Annotated in this window: 19 protein-coding genes, 1 other RNA gene and 1 pseudogene; 14 read left to right on the top strand and 7 right to left on the bottom strand. The window is 61.6% G+C overall.

All coding sequences use genetic code 11. From position 1 onward, the window contains the following. Positions 1-55: 55 nt before the first annotated feature. The 8 genes and pseudogenes from NKI59_RS10345 to NKI59_RS10310 all read left to right on the top strand — a co-directional run. Positions 56-955: pseudogene (locus NKI59_RS10345) on the top strand (ABC transporter ATP-binding protein); the annotation flags it as partial. 5 nt (positions 956-960) lie between these two features. Beyond that, positions 961-1689, top strand: a complete 729-nt coding sequence (locus NKI59_RS10340; RefSeq protein WP_352450909.1) for an ABC transporter ATP-binding protein — start codon at positions 961-963, stop codon at positions 1687-1689. An 18-nt stretch (positions 1690-1707) separates the two neighbouring features. Continuing rightward, positions 1708-2067 carry a DUF6867 family protein gene (locus NKI59_RS10335; RefSeq protein WP_352450863.1) on the top strand — a complete coding sequence of 120 codons (360 nt, stop codon included), beginning with the start codon at positions 1708-1710 and terminating at the stop codon, positions 2065-2067. Between the two features lie 126 nt (positions 2068-2193). Further along, a complete protein-coding gene (locus tag NKI59_RS10330; protein WP_352450862.1) occupies positions 2194-3312 on the top strand; it encodes a branched-chain amino acid ABC transporter substrate-binding protein in 1119 nt (372 codons plus the stop codon). Positions 3313-3504: 192 nt separating this feature from the next. Next, on the top strand, positions 3505-6963 hold the full coding sequence (gene pyc, locus NKI59_RS10325) for a pyruvate carboxylase (RefSeq protein WP_352703937.1): 3459 nt from the start codon (positions 3505-3507) through the stop codon (positions 6961-6963). A 160-nt stretch (positions 6964-7123) separates the two neighbouring features. Continuing rightward, positions 7124-7384, top strand: coding sequence for a DUF2312 domain-containing protein (locus tag NKI59_RS10320; protein WP_023719653.1), 261 nt, complete (start codon positions 7124-7126; stop codon positions 7382-7384). A 61-nt stretch (positions 7385-7445) separates the two neighbouring features. Continuing rightward, positions 7446-7886 carry a hypothetical protein gene (locus NKI59_RS10315; RefSeq protein ID WP_352703935.1) on the top strand — a complete coding sequence of 147 codons (441 nt, stop codon included), beginning with the start codon at positions 7446-7448 and terminating at the stop codon, positions 7884-7886. Positions 7887-7952: 66 nt separating this feature from the next. After that, positions 7953-8267, top strand: a complete 315-nt coding sequence (locus NKI59_RS10310; RefSeq protein ID WP_352703933.1) for a hypothetical protein — start codon at positions 7953-7955, stop codon at positions 8265-8267. A gap of 3 nt (positions 8268-8270) precedes the next feature. On the opposite strand, the gene msrB is transcribed toward NKI59_RS10310, so the two are convergent. The 6 genes from msrB to NKI59_RS10280 all read right to left on the bottom strand — a co-directional run bounded on the left by msrB (position 8271) and on the right by NKI59_RS10280 (position 12496). Continuing rightward, positions 8271-8675 carry a peptide-methionine (R)-S-oxide reductase MsrB gene (gene msrB / locus NKI59_RS10305; RefSeq protein ID WP_352703930.1) on the bottom strand — a complete coding sequence of 135 codons (405 nt, stop codon included), beginning with the start codon at positions 8673-8675 and terminating at the stop codon, positions 8271-8273. Positions 8676-8784: 109 nt separating this feature from the next. After that, on the bottom strand, positions 8785-9606 hold the full coding sequence (locus NKI59_RS10300; protein WP_352703928.1) for an MBL fold metallo-hydrolase: 822 nt from the start codon (positions 9604-9606) through the stop codon (positions 8785-8787). After that, entirely contained in the window at positions 9607-10797 is a 1191-nt protein-coding gene (locus NKI59_RS10295) for a vWA domain-containing protein (protein ID WP_352703926.1), read from the bottom strand. Positions 10798-10800: 3 nt separating this feature from the next. Beyond that, entirely contained in the window at positions 10801-11007 is a 207-nt protein-coding gene (locus tag NKI59_RS10290; RefSeq protein ID WP_352703924.1) for a type II toxin-antitoxin system HicB family antitoxin, read from the bottom strand. 85 nt (positions 11008-11092) lie between these two features. After that, a complete protein-coding gene (locus NKI59_RS10285) occupies positions 11093-11539 on the bottom strand; it encodes a GNAT family N-acetyltransferase (protein WP_352703922.1) in 447 nt (148 codons plus the stop codon). Positions 11540-11656: 117 nt separating this feature from the next. Beyond that, positions 11657-12496 (bottom strand): AAA family ATPase, encoded by an 840-nt coding sequence (locus tag NKI59_RS10280; protein ID WP_352703920.1) that lies wholly within the window; start codon positions 12494-12496, stop codon positions 11657-11659. 176 nt (positions 12497-12672) lie between these two features. Here NKI59_RS10280 and ssrS point away from each other — a divergent pair. The 6 genes from ssrS to NKI59_RS10250 all read left to right on the top strand — a co-directional run bounded on the left by ssrS (position 12673) and on the right by NKI59_RS10250 (position 15907). After that, a non-coding RNA gene (ssrS, locus tag NKI59_RS10275) (6S RNA) lies at positions 12673-12828 on the top strand. 138 nt (positions 12829-12966) lie between these two features. Beyond that, positions 12967-13554, top strand: a complete 588-nt coding sequence (locus tag NKI59_RS10270) for a 5-formyltetrahydrofolate cyclo-ligase (RefSeq protein WP_352703917.1) — start codon at positions 12967-12969, stop codon at positions 13552-13554. A gap of 81 nt (positions 13555-13635) precedes the next feature. Beyond that, entirely contained in the window at positions 13636-14460 is an 825-nt protein-coding gene (locus NKI59_RS10265; RefSeq protein WP_023678036.1) for a TIGR00282 family metallophosphoesterase, read from the top strand. A 70-nt stretch (positions 14461-14530) separates the two neighbouring features. After that, positions 14531-15298 (top strand): TerC family protein, encoded by a 768-nt coding sequence (locus NKI59_RS10260; RefSeq protein WP_352703915.1) that lies wholly within the window; start codon positions 14531-14533, stop codon positions 15296-15298. Positions 15299-15351: 53 nt separating this feature from the next. Next, on the top strand, positions 15352-15639 hold the full coding sequence (locus NKI59_RS10255) for a BrnT family toxin (RefSeq protein WP_352703912.1): 288 nt from the start codon (positions 15352-15354) through the stop codon (positions 15637-15639). Further along, on the top strand, positions 15620-15907 hold the full coding sequence (locus NKI59_RS10250; RefSeq protein WP_352450852.1) for a BrnA antitoxin family protein: 288 nt from the start codon (positions 15620-15622) through the stop codon (positions 15905-15907). The genes NKI59_RS10255 and NKI59_RS10250 overlap by 20 nt, the downstream gene beginning before the upstream one ends. Positions 15908-15949: 42 nt before the next feature. Here the strand turns inward: NKI59_RS10250 and NKI59_RS10245 are convergent, their stop codons facing one another. After that, positions 15950-16417 (bottom strand): SRPBCC family protein, encoded by a 468-nt coding sequence (locus NKI59_RS10245; protein WP_352703910.1) that lies wholly within the window; start codon positions 16415-16417, stop codon positions 15950-15952. Between the last annotated feature and the right edge of the window lie 18 nt (positions 16418-16435).

Here is a 16435-nt window from a genome sequence, read left to right as displayed (position 1 = left end):
AAACCTGACCGACGCATTTTAACCGCCCAACGGCCGCGCGGCCTCCTGCTTCGTGCTCTACGGCTTGCCCAACATTCCGACCCGGGCGCGCGCATTGGGGGCGCGCACGTTCCAGAACATCCGCTTGTTCTCGGGCATGACGCTGCTGGAGAACCTTCTCGTCGCCCAGCACAACAAGCTGATGAAGGCGTCCGGCTATACCATTCTCGGCCTGTTCGGCTTCAGCGGCTATAGGCAGGCCTCGGCGGAGTCGGTCGAACTGGCCAGGCACTGGCTGGAGAAGGCCGATCTTGTCGAACGCGCCGACGATCCGGCCGGCGATCTGCCCTATGGCGCACAGCGGCGCCTCGAAATTGCGCGCGCCATGTGTACCGGCCCCGAGCTTCTGTGTCTCGACGAGCCGGCCGCCGGCCTCAATCCGAAGGAATCGGCGGCGCTCAATGCGCTGCTGATGGACATCAAGAAAAACACGTCGATCCTTTTGATCGAGCACGACATGTCCGTGGTGATGCAGATTTCCGACCACGTTGTGGTGCTCGAATATGGGCGCAAGATCTCCGACGGCAGTCCGCAATCGGTGCGGACCGATCCGCGCGTCATCGCCGCGTATCTCGGTGTTGACGACGAGGAGGTCGAGACAGTGCTGAGCGAAGTCGGCGACGAAGACGTCATCGAGCAATTGGATACGGGTCCGGATGCCGCCCACGGCCCAGGCACATCGTCTTCGTATCTCGCCGGACCGGTTACCGACACGGTCGGCCACAGCGAGGGCGAGCGCGTCACCGTGTCAAAGGGCGCTTCGAAGGCCGGCCAGATCGATGCAAGGTCGAGCGCTGCTGCAAAGTCCGGATCGCCGGCCAAAGCCAAATCGGCCGCGAAATCTTCCACGGCAAAGCCGGGCAAGGCTCCGGCGAAGTCGAAAACTCCCGGCACCTCCAATCGGCGTGGAGGGCGTAAATGATGGCCGGCACAACGCTGCTCGATATCAAGGGCGTCCAGACCTACTACGGCAATATCAGGGCGCTGAACGGCGTCGACGTCACCGTCAACCAAGGCGAGATCGTGGCGCTGATCGGCGCCAACGGCGCCGGGAAGTCGACGCTGATGATGACCATCTTCGGTGCTCCCCGCGCCCGCGCGGGTACCATCACATTCGCCGGTACCGACATCACCCAACTGCCGACGCATGAGATCGCGCGCATGCGCATCGCCCAGTCGCCGGAGGGTCGGCGCATCTTCCCGCGCATGACGGTGATGGAAAACCTGCAAATGGGCGCCAGCCTCGACAACCTCGAGCATTATGACGAGGACGTCGAGAAGGTGTTCACGCTGTTCCCACGCCTCAAGGAACGCATTGCCCAGCGTGGCGGCACGCTGTCCGGCGGCGAGCAGCAGATGCTGTCGATCGGCCGCGCGCTGATGGCCCGGCCGAAGCTGCTCTTGCTGGATGAGCCGTCGCTTGGCCTGGCGCCGCTGATCGTCAAGCAGATCTTCGACGCCATTCGCGAGCTGAACCGCACGCAGGGGCTGACCGTGTTCCTGGTCGAGCAGAACGCCTTCGGGGCGCTAAAGCTCGCCACGCGCGGCTATGTCATGGTCAACGGCAATGTGACGATGAGCGGCACCGGCAAGCAACTGCTTGCCAATCCGGAAGTGCGCGCCGCCTATCTCGAAGGCGGTCACCACTGAGTTCAGGAGACATCAATCATGCAGGGCATTCTCTATGAGGAACCCTCGATCTGGCAATTCTTCTTCGTCACCTGCCTGCTTGGCGGGTGGGCAGTGTGGATGACGGGCAAGGCCAGTGCCCAGACATGGCGCGGCTTTGGGCATTTGTTCGCCTATATCCTTGGCCTGGGCATCGCCGTCAGGTTCATTCACCACGCGCTGTTCGGCGGCACGATGTTCTCGCTGCATTATTATGTCGTCGACACCATAGTGCTGATGATATTGGGTTTCGTCGGTTATCAATACACGCGCACCAATCAGATGGTAACGCAGTATAATTGGCTCTATGAAAGAGCATCGCTTTTGAGCTGGAAACCAAAAGGTGACGTTCATCATTAACGTCGTCTCGGGGATGAATCGGCGTGACAAGTGCCTGAAAATCGGCAAAGTACCTTTTCTGCGAGTAAGAGTGGGCATCGCATGAAAGAAACATCCACGCCCACTCGGTAAATGGGAGCGTTTTACATGAAAAAGTCACTCTTGTCCGCCGTCGCCGTGATCGCGCTTGTCGCGTTCAGCGGCAGCGCGTGGGCTGACATCCTGATCGGCGTTGCCGGTCCGATCACTGGCCCGAACGCAGCATTCGGCGCGCAGTTGCAGAAGGGCGCCGAACAGGCTGCCGCCGATATCAACGCGGCTGGCGGCATTAACGGCGAGCAGATCAAGATCGAGGTCGGCGACGACGTGTCGGATCCGAAGCAGGGCATCTCGGTCGCCAACAAGTTTGTCGCCGATGGCGTCAAATATGTCGTCGGCCACTTCAATTCGGGCGTCACCATTCCGGCGTCAGAGGTCTATGCCGAGAACGGCATTCTCGTCATCACGCCTTCCGCGACCAACCCGAAGCTGACCGAGCGGGGCCTGTGGAACACGTTCCGTACCTGCGGACGCGACGATCAGCAGGGCAAGGTTGCCGGCGATTATCTCGCCGCGCACTTTAAGGACGGCAAGATCGCCGTCGTCCACGACAAGACGCCTTACGGCCAGGGTCTCGCCGACGAAACCAAGAAGGCACTCAATGCTGATGGCGTGACCGAAGCCATGTATGAGGGCATCAATGTCGGCGACAAGGACTTCTCGGCGTTGATCGCCAAGATGAAGGATGCCGGCGTCAACGTCGTCTACTATGGCGGCCTGCACACCGAGGCCGGTCTGATTATGCGCCAGCTCGCCGATCAGGGTCTCAAGGCCCAGTTCATGTCCGGCGACGGCATCGTGTCGAACGAATTGGCCTCCATCGCCGGCGATGCCGTCGACGGCACGCTGATGACGTTCGCTCCCGATCCGCGCAAGAACCCGAACGCCAAGGAACTCGTGGAGAAGTTCCGCGCCGCCGGTTTCGAGCCTGAAGCCTATACGCTCTACTCCTATGCCGCGCTGCAGATCGTCGCCGCCGCCGCCAACAAGGTCGGCTCTTCCGACGACGCGCAGAAGGTTGCGGAAGAGATCAAGAAGAGTGGCCCGTGGAAGACCGCCATCGGCGACATCGGCTATGACGCAAAGGGCGACATCACCCGTCCCGACTACGTCATCTACACTTGGAAGAAGGGTGACGACGGCAAGTACACCTACTTCGAACAATAAGCCGGCAAACGCCTGCAGCCCAAAAAATGCCCGGCGCGTCGCGCCGGGCATTTTTTCATTTGTCGTTTGCTTCATCGCATGGGCGCAAGATTTTAAATCGGTTTAGCCGACATCTCCATTTTTGTTTGCACTGCAGCATTTTCGCGCTAATCATGTCCGGCAGTTCCCTTCCCCGCGTCCGGAGCCCTGTCCTTGGCAATCTCGAAGATCCTTGTCGCCAACCGCTCCGAAATAGCCATCCGCGTCTTCCGCGCGGCCAACGAACTCGGCCTTAAAACCGTGGCGATCTGGGCGGAGGAGGACAAATACTCCCTGCACCGCTTCAAGGCCGACGAAAGCTACCAGGTCGGGCGCGGGCCGCATCTGGCCAGGGACATGGGGCCGATCGAGAGCTATCTGTCGATCGAGGAGGTTATCCGCGTCGCCAGGCTTTCTGGCGCCGACGCCATCCATCCGGGCTACGGCCTGCTGTCGGAAAGCCCGGAATTCGCCGAGGCCTGCGCCACGGCCGGCATCATCTTCATCGGGCCAAAGCCGGATACGATGCGCAGGCTGGGCAACAAGGTCGCCGCCCGCAATCTCGCAATCGAAGTCGGTGTGCCGGTAATTCCCGCTACCGATCCCTTGCCGGACGACATGGCGGCGGTAAAGGAACTCGCCAAGACGATCGGCTACCCGGTGATGCTCAAGGCGTCCTGGGGCGGCGGCGGCCGGGGCATGCGCGCCATCCGCTCCGAGGCCGATCTCGCGCGCGAGGTGATGGAAGGCAAGCGTGAGGCGAAGGCGGCTTTCGGCAAGGACGAGGTCTATCTCGAAAAGCTGATCGAGCGCGCGCGCCATGTCGAGGTGCAGGTGCTGGGCGACACACATGGCAACGCCGTGCACCTGTTCGAGCGCGATTGTTCGATCCAGCGCCGCAACCAGAAAGTGGTCGAGCGGGCGCCGGCGCCCTATCTCGAAATGTCACAGCGCGAGGAGCTTTGCGGCTACGCGCTGAGGATCGCGCGCGAGACCAGCTATATCGGCGCCGGCACGGTCGAGTTCCTGCAGGATGCCGATACCGAAAAATTCTATTTCATCGAGGTCAATCCGCGCATCCAGGTCGAGCACACCGTCACCGAACAGGTGACCGGCATCGACATCGTCAAGGCGCAGATCCATATCCTCGACGGCTTTGCCATCGGCACGGCGGAATCGGGCGTGCCGGCGCAGAAGGACATCAGGCTCAACGGTCACGCGCTGCAGTGCCGCATCACCACGGAAGATCCCGAGCATAATTTCATCCCCGACTATGGCCGCATCACCGCCTATCGCGGCGCCACCGGCTTCGGCATCCGCCTTGATGGCGGCACCGCCTATTCGGGCGCGGTCATCACCCGCTTCTACGATCCGCTGCTGGAAAAGGTGACGGCGTGGGCGCCGACGCCGGCCGAGACCATTGCCCGCATGAACCGGGCGCTGCGCGAATTCCGCATCCGCGGCGTGGCGACCAACCTCACGTTCCTCGAGGCGATCATCAATCACCCGAGCTTCGCCGACAATTCCTACACCACCAAGTTCATCGACACGACGCCGGAACTGTTCGCCAGTGTGAAGCGGCAGGACCGCGCGACCAAGCTGCTCAACTACCTTGCCGACGTTTCGGTCAATGGTCATCCCGAGACGCGCGGCCGGCCGCAGCCAAAGGCCGATGCGGCGCCACCGGTGGTGCCATATCTCAACGGCAATGTGCCTCAAGGCAGCAAGCAGAAGCTCGACGTGCTCGGGCCGGAGAAATTCGCCGCGTGGATGCGCGAACAAAAAGAGGTGCTGGTCACCGACACGACAATGCGCGACGGGCATCAATCCTTGCTCGCGACGCGTGTGCGCACCTATGACATTGCCGGAATTGCCGGCACCTATGCGCGTGCTCTGCCGCAGCTTTTGTCGCTCGAATGCTGGGGCGGCGCCACATTCGACGTCGCCATGCGCTTTCTCACCGAAGACCCATGGGAGCGGCTGTCGCTGGTGCGCGAGGCAGCACCCAACCTTGTGCTGCAGATGCTCCTGCGCGGTGCCAACGGCGTTGGCTATACCAACTATCCCGACAATGTCGTCCAGCATTTCGTCCGCCAGGCCGCTGCCGGCGGCATCGACCTGTTCCGGGTCTTCGACTGCCTGAACTGGGTCGAGAACATGCGCGTGGCCATGGATGCGGTCGGCGCCGAGGGCAGACTGATCGAAGCGGCGATCTGTTATACCGGCGACATACTCGATCCGGCGCGGGCCAAATACGATCTGAAATACTATGTCGGCCTGGCCAGGGAATTGCAGGCGGCAGGCGCCCATATCATTGCCGTCAAGGACATGGCTGGGCTTCTAAAGCCGAGCGCTGCCCGCGTGCTGTTCAAGGCACTGCGCGAGGCGACGGACCTGCCGATCCACTTCCACACCCACGACACATCCGGCCTGTCGGCGGCAACCGTGCTGGCGGCGGTGGAGAGCGGCGTCGACGCCATCGACGCGGCGATGGATTCGCTATCCGGCAACACCTCGCAGCCGTGCCTCGGTTCGATCGTGGAGGCGCTGAAGGGCACCGAGCGCGATCCGGGCCTCGACCCGCAGTGGATCAGGAACATCTCGTTCTACTGGGAGGCGGTGCGCAACCAGTATTCAGCCTTCGAAAGCGACCTGAAGGGACCGGCATCGGAGGTCTATCTGCACGAAATGCCGGGCGGTCAGTTCACCAACCTCAAGGAACAGGCGCGCTCGCTCGGGCTGGAGACACGCTGGCACGAAGTGGCGCAGACCTATCACGACGTCAATCTGATGTTCGGCGACATCGTCAAGGTGACGCCGTCGTCCAAGGTCGTCGGCGACATGGCGCTGATGATGGTGAGCCAGGACCTGACCGTCGCCGACGTCGAGAATCCGGCGAGGGACATCGCCTTCCCGGATTCGGTGGTGTCGATGTTGCGCGGCGATCTCGGCCAGTCGCCGGGCGGCTGGCCAAAGCCATTGCAGAAGAAGGTGCTGAAGGGCGAAAAGCCGATCACGGTGCGGCCGGGTTCGCTGCTCAAACCGGCGGACCTCAAGGCCAGTCGCGCGGAGGTCGAGGAAAAGCTCGAGCGCAAGCTCAGCGAGTTCGAGTTCGCGTCGTGGCTGATGTATCCGAAGGTGTTTTCCGATTTTGCCGCCGCGCAGGAGACCTACGGGCCGGTCAGCGTGCTGCCGACGCCGACCTATTTCTACGGCATGAAGCCGGAAGACGAGATTTTCGTCGACATCGAAAAAGGCAAGACGCTGGTGGTGCGCTGCCTTGCCATCGGCGATGTCGACGAAAAGGGCATGGTCACCGTGTTCTTCGAGCTCAACGGGCAGCCGCGCCGGGTGAAGGTGCCGGACCGGGCGCATGGCGCGTCCGCCGCCAAGGCACGGCGCAAGGCGGAGCCGGGCAATGAGGCGCATGTCGGCGCGCCGATGCCTGGCGTCGTCTCGGCGCTTGCGGTCGCTGCCGGCCAGGCGGTGAAGGCCGGCGACGTGCTGCTGTCGATCGAAGCGATGAAGATGGAAACGGCGTTGCATGCCGAACGCGACGGCACCATAGCCGAGGTGCTGGTCAAGGCCGGCGACCAGATCGATGCCAAGGATCTGCTGATCGCGTTCGGGTGAAATAGGCCGGCGTCAGAGAGACTTGTCGGCGCCTGGCAGCAGCCCTTCATGCCGCATCGATAGCACCTTGACCCGCCGCGCCCGGTCGGGCATCGAACCGCTGCAATTCGCCGCTCGGGTCACCCCGAGTCGCGGCGAGAAACGACGCGGAGAGAAGACTATGGCCGACGACATCACCGAGACCAGCCAGACTGTTGCCGCCGGCCAGCTGCGCGCCTTCATCGAACGCATCGAGCGGCTCGAGGAAGAGAAAAAGACGATTGCCGACGACATCAAGGAAGTGTTCGCAGAGGCCAAGGGCACCGGCTTCGACACCAAGGCGATGCGGTCGATCATCCGGCTGCGCAAGAAGGACCAGGCCGAGCGGCAGGAAGAGGAATCCATTCTCGATCTGTACAAGGCCGCGCTCGGCATGGTGTAAAGGCCGGCCTCGGCGCCGGAGACGAGCGCGGGAGAAGCGGTTCTGACCATGGATTCCAGCCATGAGCGAATTCGATTTTGGCGCCCGCCGCGCCTCTGAATTCCGCCAACGCAGCTTCTGGACGCTGTTCGCGGAACGGCATCCGGATGAAAGGGCTCTGCTGGCGAGGCGCGGACCGTGGTTCTGGCAGCGTGGGCTGCCCGATTTCGCATTGGTCCTTTCCATGTACGTCGCGCCTGCGCAGAATCATGTCGGCGTCTTCTTCGGCCGCAACGAGAAGTTCGGTGCCACGCAAGCCTGGTCGCGGTTGAAGCCGTTCCAGCCGGCCATCGAAGACATGCTGAAGCTCAGGCCAGAACAAAGTTGCGACGGCCTCGGCATCAATTCGATGTGGCGGGTGAATTGTTTTGCCGAAGACAATTGGCCGGCGATGACCGACTGGCTGGTGACGGAAGCCTCGCGTTTCGAGCGCGCGATTGCCGAAGTTCTGGGTCAGGAATAAAGCAGGGTTTCCAGACGCAATCCTTAGAATCGCTCTGGTGAGCAGAGCGAGGGAGCCGGTCGATCGATGACGATCATGTCGCGCGTTGCCGCCTTCTTCCGCTCACGCTGGCTGGGCGTGGTGCCGCTCGATCGGCTGTTCTGGCGCGATCTGGTTGTTGTCGGCACAGCGATCAACGTCGCGTCGTCGGTGGCGGCGCTCATTCTGCTCGGGCTGAAGTTGCCGCTTGCGTTAGTCCTGGCGGTGCATTTCGCGCCGGTGCCCTACAACATCTTCCTGACTTTTGCCGTTTGGCGAACTGCCGGAAAATCAAGTGGCGCCAAGGCCTCGCTGATGACGCTTGGCGCCACGTTGTGGCTGATCCTGGTGGTTGTGGCCTGACGATCAGGCGGCCGGCTCGAATTTGAGCGCCACGCCGTTGATGCAATAGCGCAGACCGGTCGGCGGCGGACCGTCCTCGAAGACGTGGCCGAGATGGCTGCCGCAGCGAGCGCAATGGCATTCGGTACGGACCATGCCGTAGCTGCGGTCGACGGTGGTCTCGACCGAGCCCGGCACCGGATCGTTGAAGCTTGGCCAACCGGTGCCGCTCTCGAATTTCAGCTTGGATTCAAACAAGGGCTGCTCGCAGCCGACACAGGAAAAGGTGCCGGCGCGTTTCTCGTGCAGCAGGGCGCAGCTTCCCGGCCGCTCGGTGCCGTGGTTGCGCATCACCGCATATTGCTCGGGCGTCAGCCGGGCGCGCCATTCGGCATCGGTGCGGGTCACGGGGTAGGTGTGGCTGTCCATTTTTTCCTCTTAGCTTATCTCGCTATTTGGGTTGCCTTCCCAACTTCGTCTGAAATAGGCATTTGTTACGGCGTTTGCCCGTATTTCCAACCCTGTTGCAAAGAATTCCTCAGGCGATGGCCGCGAGATAGCGCGCAACCGATGCTGAAAATGCCGCCTTTGCATCTCCGATGACGTTCTGGTTCCACCATGCGCCGTAGATATGGTCGAACGCGAAAGGCTCCAGCGCGGCCTTGATGCCGCGCACTTTCGTTGCGTTGAGCGGGATATAGTTCGGATAGCTGTACATGAAGCTGACATGACGACGGGTCGGCGTCACCTGCAGGATGTCGCCGGCCAGAATGGCACTGCCACCGTCGCGCTTCCAGTGCAGCACCTGGCCACCGGCAAAGTGGCCGCCGCAGCGGATGAGCGTCAGCGACGGGTTTATGGCGCGCGTCTCGCCTTCCCAGCTGATGATTGCCGGATGCGGCCGCATGATCCACTGACGATCATCGGCGTGCAGATAAATCGGCACGCCGCCAAACGCCGCGCTCCACTCGACCATTGCCGAATAATAATGGCAGTGCGAAATGGCGATGGCGGCCAGGCCGCCCCGGCGGTTGATCTCCGCCACCGCCTCGTCGCTGACCATCGAGATGCAGTCCCACAGCACATTGCCGTGCGGCGTTTGCGCCAGCAACGCCCGCTGGCCGATGGCGAAGCGCGGCTCGATGCCGAAGGCGAGCACGCCGGCATCATCCTTGATCACGACCCGATGCCCGGCGGCGAGCTCTTCCGGCGTGGTCCAGGCCTGGCCCTCCCAGCGCACATATTGCCGCTCGTCCTCGCAGATCGGGCAATGTCGCGGCGGCGTCGCTGTCGCCGCGAACTGGACACCGCACTGCAGGCAAAGGAAACAGGTCGACCGTCCTGTTTTGCGTGGATCCATTCAGTGCTTCCTTGAAAGTTGCTTCGTCGCGGCTTCCAGGCCGGCGAGCGTCAGCGGAAACATGCGGCCGCCAAAGATATCGCGGATCATGGCAATCGAATGGGTATAGCCCCAGTTCTTCGCGTCTTCCGGATTGAGCCAAATGGCGTTCGGCCATTGCTGCAGCAGCCGGCCGAGCCAGACGGCGCCGGCTTCCTGGTTCCAGTGCTCGACCGAGCCGCCGGGATGGGCGATCTCATAGGGGCTCATCGAGGCGTCGCCGACGACGATCACCTTGTAGTCGGGGCCATATTTATGGAGGAGATCGAAGGTCGGAATCACCTCGGCATGGCGGCGGCGATTGTCCTTCCACACGCCTTCGTAGAGGCAGTTGTGGAAATAGAAATATTCGAGCTGGCGGAACTCGGCGCGGGCGGCCGAAAACAGCTCCTCGACGCTCCTGACATGGTCGTCCATCGAGCCGCCGACATCGAAGAACATCAGCAGCTTCACGGCATTGCGACGTTCGGGTTGTGTCTTAACGTCAAGATAACCGTGCTCGGCGGTGGCGTGGATAGTGCCGGGCAGGTCGAATTCCTCTTCGGCGCCTTCGCGCACCCAGCGGCGCAAGCGCTTCAGCGCGACCTTGATGTTGCGGGTGCCGAGTTCGACGGCGTCATCGAAATTCCTGAACTCGCGTTTGTCCCAGACTTTTACCGCGCGGCGGTTGCGGCTTTCGTGCTGGCCGATGCGCACGCCTTCGGGATTGTAGCCATAGGCGCCGAAGGGCGAGGTGCCGCCGGTGCCGATCCATTTCGAACCGCCCTGATGCCGGCTCTTTTGCTCCTCCAACCGCTTCTTCAGCGTCTCCATCAGCTTTCCGAAGCCGCCCAGCGCCTCGACAAGTTTTTTTTCCTCGTCGGAGAGGTGCTTTTCAGCGAGCCTCCGCAGCCATTCCTCCGGGATGTTTGCGACATCGACCGCGTTTTCGCCGGCCAGCGCCTCGACACCTTTGAAGATGTGCGAAAAGACCTGGTCGAAGCGGTCGATGTGGCGCTCGTCCTTCACCAGAGCGGCGCGGGCGAGATAGTAAAAGCCCTCGACATCATAGTCGACCAGCCCGGCTTCCAACCCCTCCAGCAGCGACAGATATTCGCGGAGCGAGACCGGAACCCGCGCTGCCTTCAATTCGAGGAAGAAGGGGATGAACAATTGCTATCTGTGCCTCACAATCACGGCGGATTCACCCCCGGAACTGTCGATTTCGCCGGATCGCAGCAAATCCGCTACCACACTTGGGTTGGGCATGGGTAAGTGCTTTGCAATACGTGCTTCGACCCATCCGCGCGTGGCGGACGTCGCGTCGGCGATTGCTTCCTCGGGGCTTGCGCCGCCGCCGTGGCAGCCGGGAAGATCGGGCACCCGCACTCCCAGACGTCATTGGCGCTATCCAGAATTCCGAAATAGCAGATCATTCAGCTCGTCCTCAGGATTTCAACCGCTCTCATCACAACAGATCGTATTCGATGAAGCCGGTCCTGCGCGCCACGTGGTCGTAGAGCTTGCGTGCGGTGGTGTTGGTTTCGTGGGTCATCCAGTAGACGTTCTTGACGCCGATCTTGCCGGCTTCCTGCTTGACCGCTTCGATCAGGGCGGCGCCGACGCCCTTGCCGCGTACATCGGGGTCGGCGAACAGGTCCTGCAGATAGCAGTTGTTTATCTGCGACCAGCAGGAGCGATGGTAGAGATAGTGCGTCAGGCCGACGGCCTTGCCGTCGAGGGTGGCGATGAAGCCTTTCGGCTCGAACTCGCCCGCCGTGAACAGCCGCTTCCAGGTGACGACGTAAACCTCTTCCGGCAGCTTGGTTTCGTAGAAGGTGAGATAGGCGGTCCAAAGACGCCGCCAATCGGCGTGGTCAGATGGCGCCAATGGGCGGACGGTGATCTCGGTCATTTCGTTTCCCTCTGAAGTCGGCAACCTGAAGCTGCCTCCGTGCCCGGCTAGAGGCAACGGTCCAGCACCGGGAAAGCGCTGTCCGGTGACTTCGTGGGCTTCCGGCCGACCGGCCCCTCATCCCTGCCGTCTCGCCATGAAGGCCAGGCGCTCGAACAGATGCACGTCCTGTTCGTTCTTCAGCAAGGCGCCGTGCAGCTTGGGCAGCACGTTCTTCGGGTCGGCGCGCAGGTCCTCGGGCGCGATCTCGTCGGCGACCAGCAGGCGGATCCAGTCGAGTGCCTCGGAGGTCGACGGCTTCTTCCTGAGGCCCGGCACGTCACGGATTTCATAGAATTGCGTGAGTGCGGCGCGCACCAGGTTCTGCTTGATGCCGGGATAGTGCACGTCGACGATTTTGTGCAGCGTCTCGACGTCGGGAAAGCGGATGTAGTGGAAGAAGCAGCGGCGCAGGAAGGCGTCCGGCAGCTCTTTTTCGTTGTTGGAGGTGATGATGACGATCGGCCGGACGGTGGCACGGATGGTCTCGCCGGTCTCGTAGACGAAGAACTCCATCCGATCCAGTTCCTGCAACAGATCGTTGGGGAACTCGATATCGGCCTTGTCGATCTCGTCGATCAGAAGCACGACTTTCTTGCCGGCAGCAAAGGCGTCCCACAGCTTGCCGCGCTTGATGTAATTGCGGATATCGTTGAAGCGCTCGTCGCCGAGCTGGCTGTCGCGCAGGCGCGAGACGGCATCATATTCATAGAGGCCCTGCTGCGCCCGCGTGGTCGATTTGACGTGCCATTCGATCAGATCCAGGCCGAGCGCCGCCGCCACCTGGCGGGCAAGTTCGGTCTTGCCGGTACCGGGCTCGCCCTTGACCAGCAACGGCCGCTCCAGCGCGATCGCCGCGTTGACCGCCACCATCAGATCCTTGTCGGCAACATAGGCTGCCGTGCCTTCGAAACGCATTTTTGCTCCCGGGTTCATCGCGCGACCCTAAGGACGCGGCCTTCGCTGTGCAAGGCGCTGCTGGCAAAGCGGGGATCTTGCCGGCGCGACCCTCGTCGAGCGGTTCTGCGTCGATTTAAGACTCGAAACATGTCGTCTCTCTGGCGCTTGGTCTGCCGTCTGCCTATATTGGCGGAGACGGTCTGCGCTTCCCGGCAGGAGAACATTTTCCCCGGGGCCTTAATGATCCCTAGGGAGCTGTCCCTGGGAAGACCCGTGGGTTTTCTCATACGGCGCCCACCTACTTTGTAGGTTCCCGGGATCGCTCTCTCCACCGGTTGTGTGGATCGTCACCTATCGAAAAGGCCATGTCTGGCGGATCTTGTCGTCGCGCCGCTTTGTGCGGTGCTCTCACGAACGAAAAGTTCGCCCCGCTCCTCCAAAACGTCGCTCGTAAAACTCCATCCAAATCTGATTTCTACCGTCGGCGCATGAACTCCTCGAAAGACCTGAAAAAGAATCTCCGCAACGAAGCCCTCGGCCGCCGCGATGCGCTCGATCCGTTCTGGCGGGTGGAGGCAGCACTCGAAATGGCCGAGACGGCGCGCGACCGGATCACCGTCGCGCCGGGCCAGATCGTCTCAGGCTTCTGGCCGATGCGCTCGGAAGTCGACGTCCGGCCGCTGATGTTTGCCTTGCGCGAAAAGGGGGCAAGGCTCTGCCTGCCGGCCATTCTCGACAAAACCATCATCGTCTTTCGCGAACTGGTGCGCGGCGCGCCGATGGTCGACATGGGCTTCGGCACCGTCGGGCCACACGAGGAAGCCGAGGTGCTCGATCCCCAGCTGATGCTGGTGCCGCTTGCCGCCTTCGATGCGCGCGGCCACCGCATCGGCTACGGCGCCGGCTATTACGACCGGGCGATCGCGCGGCTGGTCGACAAGGGGCAGCAGCCGCGGCTGATCGGCATTGCCTTCGACTGCCAAGAGGTGGCCGTGGTGCCTGACGAGCCGCATGACGTGATCATTCCGGAAATACTCACCGAGAGCGGGTTGCGTCGCTTCGCGCCGAAATTGTAGATAAGTTCCTGGACGCATGGTCTTTTCCGAAAGTCATGCAGCTTTTTGCTTCGCTGACCTTCGGTTCGGGATCACGCTTATATGAGACTTCTCTTCCTCGGCGACATGGTCGGCAAGACAGGACGTACGGCGGTGTGGGAACAACTGCCTGGCCTGATCTCGGATTTCAAGCTCGACTTCGTCATCGTCAATGGCGAGAACGCCGCTGGTGGCTTCGGCATCACCGAGGAGATTTTTCGCGAGACGATCTCGGCCGGCGCCGATGTCGTCACCACCGGCAACCATGTCTGGGACCAGCGCGATGCGCTGATTTTCGCGCCGCGCGAAGAGCGCTTCCTGCGTCCGTCCAATTTCCCCAAGGGTACGCCGGGGCGCGGCTCAGGCGTCTACATCGCCAGGAACGGCGCGCGCGTGCTGGTGGCCAACATCATGGGCCGGGTGTTCATGCATCCCGAGCTCGACGATCCGTTCCAGGCCGGCGAGCGCGAACTTGCCGCTTGCCCGCTTGGCGAGCAGGCCGATGCGATCGTCATCGATTTCCATGCCGAGGCAACCTCGGAAAAAATGTGCTTCGCTCATTTCGTCGACGGCCGTGCCAGCCTTGTTGTCGGCACCCATACGCATCAGCCGACCGGCGATCACCAGATCCTCAATGGCGGCACCGGTTATATTTCCGATGCCGGCATGTGCGGCGATTACGATTCCTCGCTCGGCATGGACAAGGAGGAGCCGCTCAACCGGTTCTTGTCCAAGGTGCCGAAAGGCCGCTTCGAGGCGTCGACCGGACCGGCGACATTGTGCGGCGTCGGCGTCGACATTTCCGACCGTAGCGGCCTGACCGAACGGATCGCGCCGTTTCGTCGCGGCCCGCGGCTGGAGGAAACGGCTCCATCCTTCTGGTCGTGACATTGATATAGACGCTTGCAATACCCAATTGCCGGCGAAACTGCTCTAGATCGTAGAGGGGACGACCTCCATGCAGCTAGTCGAATTCCTGGCGCCGCATTTCGCCTTTGTCTCCGACCCGACGGCATGGGTCGCGCTGCTGACGCTGATCGTGCTGGAAGTCGTGCTCGGCATCGATAATCTGATCTTCATCTCGATCCTGACCAACAAATTGCCGGCAGCGCAGCGGGCCCGCGCCCGGCGGCTCGGCATCTCGGCCGCGCTGGTGATGCGGCTGATCCTGCTGGCCACCATCTCGATCATCGTTCAACTGACGACGCCGATATTCACCGCCTTCGGCCACGGCTTTTCATGGCGCGACCTGATCCTGATCGCCGGCGGCCTGTTTCTCGTCTGGAAGGCGACCAAGGAGATCCACCACACGGTCGATCTCGATGATCACCAGGACACCATGATGGGCGAGACGCTGCAGCTTTCGCTGGCCGGCGCGATTTTCCAGATATTGCTGCTCGACCTCGTCTTCTCGATCGACTCGATCATCACCGCCGTCGGCATGACCGACGAAATCGCGATCATGTACATCGCGGTGATCGTGGCGGTGAGCGTGATGATGCTGGCGGCCGGGCCGCTGGCCGACTTTATCGCCAGGAACCCCAGCATCGTCATGCTGGCCCTCGGCTTCCTGCTGATGATCGGCATGACGCTGATCGCCGACGGCATGGGTTACCACGTGCCGAAAGGCTACATCTACGCCGCCATGGGTTTTTCGGCACTGGTCGAAGGGCTCAACATGCTGGCGCGGCGGCGGAAGAAGGCAAAAGGCGGGGGCGGGCATTGACTTGACTCTTACAGAATTGTGCGTACAATTTTGTAAATAACGGTGCCGCCATATTGCGATTTGAATGGAATCCCGAGAAGGCCAAGCGCAACCGTGCCAAGCATGGTGTTGAGTTCGATCTCGCCAAAGATGTCTTCAAGGATCCGCTTCATCTGATTGTGCCTGACCGGTTTGAAGATGGCGAGCAAAGGTGGCATGCGATCGGGATGATCCAAGGGCTGGTGGTACTGCTCGTTGTTCACACTTATCCCGATCTCGAAGATGAGGAACGAATTCGGATTGTCGGTGCCCGGAAAGCAACGCCGCATGAAAGGAGGCGCTATGAGCAGGAAGGAACTTAGCCAAGATCAGCGCAACCAGCTCGCCAATTTGGCAGATTTGCCTGACAGCGAAATTGACACGTCCGACATTCCGGAAACTTCGGCCGAGAATTGGGTTCATGCTCGCCGAGGGCACCTCTACCGGCCACTAAAGCAGCCGGTGACCATTCGGCTTGACGCTGATGTGCTGTCCTGGTTCAAGGAGCATGTCGAAGGCGGTGGCTATCAAACGGAGATCAACCGCGTGCTCCGCCGTCATGTGCTAGAGCAGGAAAAGCGGCGTTCCTGAGCATTCGCGGTCTGTTGCCAGCCGATCTTGGCTCGCCGTTGCTTAATTTGCTGGAACGCCCTTCGGATGACGGTCGCCGATCAGGCCACGCGTCAGGCCTTGCTCCAGCCACGCCTTGGCGCCGGCGAGCACCAGCGCAAAGCCATCGGTCGAGTCGATCGCCTGCTTGACCTGCTCGTCAGGGCTGCCGGCAAAGCCGAAATTGCGGACCTCGACAAAGGTCGTGGCGCCCGGCATCTCGGTAAATGTCAACACCACCGTGGTCGGCGGATCGCTCCATTGCATGACGATCTTCTTGTTATCGACGATCTCACTGACGTTGACCGTCGTCGAGACGCCATACATGCGCCATTCCCAACTGATTTCCTTGCCGCTGTCCAACCTGTCGCTGCCATAGGTGAACCAGAATTTCGTCGTGATCGCCGGATCGACGAAGGCTTCGAATACGTCGGCGACCGGCCGCCTTATCAGCATGCCGGCCTCGGCGGTCGGTGTTTCACGGATTTTCATAGCGTCCTCCTTTCCACG

This window comes from Mesorhizobium sp. M0598 (assembly GCF_040320865.1).
Lineage (GTDB): Bacteria > Pseudomonadota > Alphaproteobacteria > Rhizobiales > Rhizobiaceae > Mesorhizobium.
The sequence above is the reverse complement of the archived record's forward strand: the minus strand, read 5'-3'. Positions and strand labels throughout refer to the sequence as shown.

Bases quoted from the DNA above. Each gene is read 5' to 3' on its own strand.
- NKI59_RS10310 (WP_352703933.1), top strand. From the start codon at position 7,953: ATGACGATCATGTCGCGCGTTGCCGCCTTCTTCCGCTCACGCTGGCTG.
- msrB (WP_352703930.1), bottom strand. From the start codon at position 8,675: ATGGACAGCCACACCTACCCCGTGACCCGCACCGATGCCGAATGGCGC.
- NKI59_RS10245 (WP_352703910.1), bottom strand. From the start codon at position 16,417: ATGAAAATCCGTGAAACACCGACCGCCGAGGCCGGCATGCTGATAAGG.
- NKI59_RS10270 (WP_352703917.1), top strand. From the start codon at position 12,967: ATGAACTCCTCGAAAGACCTGAAAAAGAATCTCCGCAACGAAGCCCTC.
- NKI59_RS10265 (WP_023678036.1), top strand. From the start codon at position 13,636: ATGAGACTTCTCTTCCTCGGCGACATGGTCGGCAAGACAGGACGTACG.
- NKI59_RS10280 (WP_352703920.1), bottom strand. From the start codon at position 12,496: ATGCGTTTCGAAGGCACGGCAGCCTATGTTGCCGACAAGGATCTGATG.
- NKI59_RS10250 (WP_352450852.1), top strand. From the start codon at position 15,620: ATGAGCAGGAAGGAACTTAGCCAAGATCAGCGCAACCAGCTCGCCAAT.
- NKI59_RS10260 (WP_352703915.1), top strand. From the start codon at position 14,531: ATGCAGCTAGTCGAATTCCTGGCGCCGCATTTCGCCTTTGTCTCCGAC.
- NKI59_RS10340 (WP_352450909.1), top strand. From the start codon at position 961: ATGGCCGGCACAACGCTGCTCGATATCAAGGGCGTCCAGACCTACTAC.
- NKI59_RS10300 (WP_352703928.1), bottom strand. From the start codon at position 9,606: ATGGATCCACGCAAAACAGGACGGTCGACCTGTTTCCTTTGCCTGCAG.
- NKI59_RS10285 (WP_352703922.1), bottom strand. From the start codon at position 11,539: ATGACCGAGATCACCGTCCGCCCATTGGCGCCATCTGACCACGCCGAT.
- NKI59_RS10330 (WP_352450862.1), top strand. From the start codon at position 2,194: ATGAAAAAGTCACTCTTGTCCGCCGTCGCCGTGATCGCGCTTGTCGCG.
- NKI59_RS10315 (WP_352703935.1), top strand. From the start codon at position 7,446: ATGAGCGAATTCGATTTTGGCGCCCGCCGCGCCTCTGAATTCCGCCAA.
- NKI59_RS10320 (WP_023719653.1), top strand. From the start codon at position 7,124: ATGGCCGACGACATCACCGAGACCAGCCAGACTGTTGCCGCCGGCCAG.
- NKI59_RS10335 (WP_352450863.1), top strand. From the start codon at position 1,708: ATGCAGGGCATTCTCTATGAGGAACCCTCGATCTGGCAATTCTTCTTC.